Genomic DNA, 4,176 nt, shown 5'->3' with positions numbered 1-4,176 from the left:
AGAGTCAGCTTAGTAAAATATTTAACTTTCTGGAACTATCAGACTTGCAGACCACCCCAAAAAGCTATACTTAACGACAGGTCATTTTGGACTGGTGTTTTGAGGACTTTTTACGCCGGTGATGACACAGCGTAGTATCCCCCTGAATTGAGCCATTAAGCTCAACGTTAAAGCGACCGTCCTTTGAAGCAATATTAACCGTAGCGCTATCACCCTCTTTTGACAGTGCCATCTGCCCAGAGACCGTATTGTAATTATCAAAAAGCCTCAGGATGTTGACCATACGGGGAATGGTATGCGCTTTTACCGCCATGAATTCACCGTTACCAAAATCCAGCAACCAAACCGCTTCTGGGTATGAGGTTTTAAATAGGCGGAGTTTCCAGGGAATAATATCGTCAATCTGCACAACCATTAGGGCACAGCGAACATAACCCTCCATGTTTGACGTTGCAAAATGGAAGTCCTTACCGGCCAGTTCAATGGCTTTACCGACAGGAATCGAGCCTTTTAATAACAATCCATTACTTTCGTTACCGATAAATTGGTATTGGTCAGTCATTGGTGTCCCTTACGTTATTGACGTGTGGTTTATTGCTTCCTGCTTTACACAGATCTCTGGTTTCATTGCAAATACATTCAGTATACAAATAGCGTTGCCTGCAAAAACTGGTCACTTATTCTTGATACCTGCAATCCAACTTAACAATAAGTGTCCAGTATTCGTGGGTAACTCGAAAATCTAACGCTTATTAGTGCGAACTCCCCTTTACAAGCTGGAACATTCGCTCAATTTTCTTCAATTTACAGTTGCTAAATTATTGCAAAATAAGGCTTTTTAAATTAAAAAATTCATCAATTAACCTATCAAGCCTGTATCAAAGCGAGAATCAATATTTATCGAGAATTTTAATTCTCGATAAAATTTCATAAGAGATTTATATATTAAAAACAATGGACTAGCGAGGCGGGCAGTATTTATCGAGAATTATTAGTGCGCTTTTCAGCGCTGAAAATTTGGCAATTTTCCAATTTATCATTATAACTGTATATACATACAGTTATAAGAAATAGAAGCCATCATGTCTAAATCACCGTTTATTGAGTCTATTCAACATTGCATTCGAACCAGACAGTACAGCTACAGAACCGAAAAAACGTATTTATATTGGATACGCTTTTTCATCCATTTTCACAATAAACAGCACCCAAAATATATGATGGAGAATGAAGTTGAACAGTTTCTTATTTATCCGGCAGTCCACCGAAAACTATCAGTATCAACTCAAAACCTGGCGTTGTGTGCAGTTTCTATAAGGATGCTAAAACCACGCAGATTGATACCCATATTTTGGACAGACACCAATCCGGAGCAAGAAGCCCCATCGATACAGAGTAAACTCTATTGATCACTTAAAAAGCACGCTACCGCCCGTCACTTGTACTTCTGTCTTGTACTGACATCCGGGAGCAGGTTATGAAATAGCTCAACAACGACTTTTATGATGGTTTTTCTACGATGCAGTTAACCGTGGCTGATAAAACTGCACTAACGTATCAAATAAATATCGTCAGTTAAAGGTAAACTCAATTATTCTTCCACTGACTTTTATATGACTTACAATCCCACGAGTGAGAAGGGCTGAGGTGTGTTTTAAAAACGATCAATCTACGTCCATTTAGCCCATAGTCAGGGCTAATATCCGTTAGAAACGGGTACTTCTAACCGACAACGCCTGGCACAGACTGACACCAGAATGGTGCCAATAGCCTGTACCATTGTGACCTGCTCGTTGCTATTGACTGGCAATGGCATAGCCAGCCCCCTGCCAGGCATAAATCCCGCCGGGGTAGCGGTAGACGTTGTTAAACCCGAGTTTTTTTGCCCAGATGGCGGCATTGTGGCTGCGGGTGCATTTTACGAATCCGCAGTAAACGACAATGGGTATTTCTTTATCGTTCCCCAGTAATGCCTGGTAATCTTCCAGTGAACGGTTCTCGGTTTCAGCAGAATTCCACTCCTTCATATCCGGAATGGGGAACAGAAACTGCTTTGCCCCCGGAATATGTGCCTTGTTGTAGCTGGCTTCCAGCGGCATGGCATCGATAATCAGCATGGGTTTGTCATCATCCATCCAGCCTTTCAGCTCAGCCGTCGTTACCAGTTGATAGCCTCCGGAGGCTGCTTCCCGAGCCAGGTTGACGGCACTGGTTTCCGTCTCTACCTCTTTTTCGTATTTATTGCTGCCAAACAAACCGGCGTAGCTGGCACCGGCCACAACAAGAAGCGCCGACAGCAAAATGGCTACACGTTTCATACTATCCCCCATAGAGTCAGTCAGGTAGCCGCCACATGACATCAAGGCTTTCATGATCAGGTACGCTGCCGCTAAAAGCCAGAGCGCCTGAGAAATCGGTCAGAAATACAATGTTATGAGGTTGGCTACGGATGGTTATTGAAAACAGGCAAACGGTTTTGGGTGAAGGTTCAGGTGTGCTCTTGCCCATTGGATAAACGCCATCACACCCAGCAAACCGATATTTCTGATAAACGACGTTCTCAGGCTCGACAGTGCGTTACCTGCCGGGTCGTTCACACCAAAGCAGCCACAGTCAATATCTAGCCCGGAATGAATGCCATACCCAAGCACCAGAAGGAACATCAAGGTAAGCAGAAAAATCAGCAGCAGTCCGCCCCGGCGATCCATCATCAGCAGGAGTGATGCCATGATCTCCGTAGCAAGAACGGCAAGCGCGGTTAGATGGGTTAATCCTTCAGGCACAAAACCAAAGGCATAGATGGTGTCGGCAAACGCATCGATATCGGTCAACTTGCTCAGGGCAGCGTAAAGAAACAGACCACTGAGAAACAGTCGGGCGACGTGGTAAAAGGCCGTCAGCCATTTTTTAGGTGCAGGCACATCCCGGATGGAAAACGCCGGTTGGGAATGGTTCACAGGGCACTCCGAATCAATGAGGTAATCGGACACCAGTCTGCTGCAGCGAAGCCGGTATGGTGAACTATTCACACCGGGCAGAAATCCAAACTGGGGAATCAGCCCTGACTATAACAACCCAACGTGAAGTGGATTTTGATGTCAGTCAGTATAAAGGTGGCTCAAACACTTCCGGGCTGGAATACCTCCATTGGCTGCTGACACCCTCACAACCAGAAGACGCAAGAAATGATGGTGCCTCGAAATGAAACAGCACACCGGGGATAGAGAAGTGAGAGGGGAGAGAAATTCAAAGCTGAGCCAGATCTTTTTATTTTTAATTTCAATAAGTTACTGAGCTATCGACAGCTTATACCTTTTACAGCCCTTTTTACTCCTTAATATGATGATACCTTCGACAACTTTTCATCATACTGGAATCCATAATTTCCTGAACAGAATAAAAAAACGCTAATAAAACATTGAAAACAAATAGTTAAGCCATTCAGCCGAGAAAATTTACTGTAAGAAAATAGTCTCTTTCAAAGCCTATTATAATTAGTACAGATAGATTTTTAATGGAATAGAATTAGGGGGCGTTCTCAATTAGACATGTGACCAGCCACCCATGGGTGGCTCTCCGGGTTGACCACACGCGCATTCATGCTGTGTGATCAAATGGACTCATGGCTAATTGAGAGCGCCCCCTGAAAAACAAGGAAGAAACATGAGACTATGGGGTTCGTCAGGATCAGGCAAAACGGAAGATAATCAGCCACTGCTCCCCTCAAGGCAGCCTGAAAACAAAGCTTATAAGACCTCATCCGGCAGAACGGTTACCATACCACATGAAAAAAGTACCACCCGCTTTGCTGCACTGCGGCAATTTTTCTCAAGACCAGAGTCAAAAAGTGTCTATGAGCGCAAAGTAGCAACTCAGGATTTTCGGTCTTACTATACCAAGCCAAAAATAAACACATCAGGTTTTTTTAACAAAAGAACCACATTTAATGCCAAAGCAGCAGTGTCTCACTTAAATTGTGATCAGATAAATAAACGTTGGACTGCAAGTGTTTTTTCCAGTGAGCTAAAAAATTTATATTGCGATATTGTTGTCATCACCGGCGTAAAAAGTCCTCAAAACACCAGTCCAAAATGACCTGTCGTTAAGTATAGCTTTTTGGGGTGGTCTGCAAGTCTGATAGTTCCAGAAAGTTAAATATTTTACTAAGCTGACTCT

At 43.5% G+C, this 4,176-nt stretch carries 4 protein-coding genes; 1 reads left to right on the top strand and 3 read right to left on the bottom strand.

Annotated elements, in window-relative coordinates; all coding sequences use genetic code 11:
- Window positions 1–70: 70 nt before the first annotated feature.
- Window positions 71–562 (bottom strand): hypothetical protein, encoded by a 492-nt coding sequence (locus AK963_RS26205; RefSeq protein ID WP_066018300.1) that lies wholly within the window; start codon window positions 560–562, stop codon window positions 71–73.
- 520 nt (window positions 563–1,082) lie between these two features.
- Between AK963_RS26205 and AK963_RS31590 the strand changes: the two genes are divergently transcribed.
- The gene (locus AK963_RS31590; protein WP_083232907.1) at window positions 1,083–1,409 is read left to right on the top strand and encodes a site-specific integrase; all 327 of its coding nucleotides are present in this window, start codon (window positions 1,083–1,085) and stop codon (window positions 1,407–1,409) included.
- A gap of 387 nt (window positions 1,410–1,796) precedes the next feature.
- Here AK963_RS31590 and AK963_RS26200 read toward each other — a convergent pair whose 3' ends face one another.
- On the bottom strand, window positions 1,797–2,318 hold the full coding sequence (locus AK963_RS26200; protein WP_238593857.1) for a rhodanese-like domain-containing protein: 522 nt from the start codon (window positions 2,316–2,318) through the stop codon (window positions 1,797–1,799).
- A 135-nt stretch (window positions 2,319–2,453) separates the two neighbouring features.
- Window positions 2,454–2,990: a MauE/DoxX family redox-associated membrane protein gene (locus tag AK963_RS26195; protein ID WP_238593856.1), complete on the bottom strand. Its 537-nt coding sequence runs from the start codon at window positions 2,988–2,990 to the stop codon at window positions 2,454–2,456.
- Window positions 2,991–4,176 lie beyond the last annotated feature (1,186 nt).

It is taken from the genome of Endozoicomonas atrinae (assembly GCF_001647025.1).
GTDB classification, from domain to species: domain Bacteria; phylum Pseudomonadota; class Gammaproteobacteria; order Pseudomonadales; family Endozoicomonadaceae; genus Endozoicomonas; species Endozoicomonas atrinae.
Note: the sequence above shows the minus strand (reverse complement) of the source record. Positions and strands in the feature narration are given on the sequence as shown.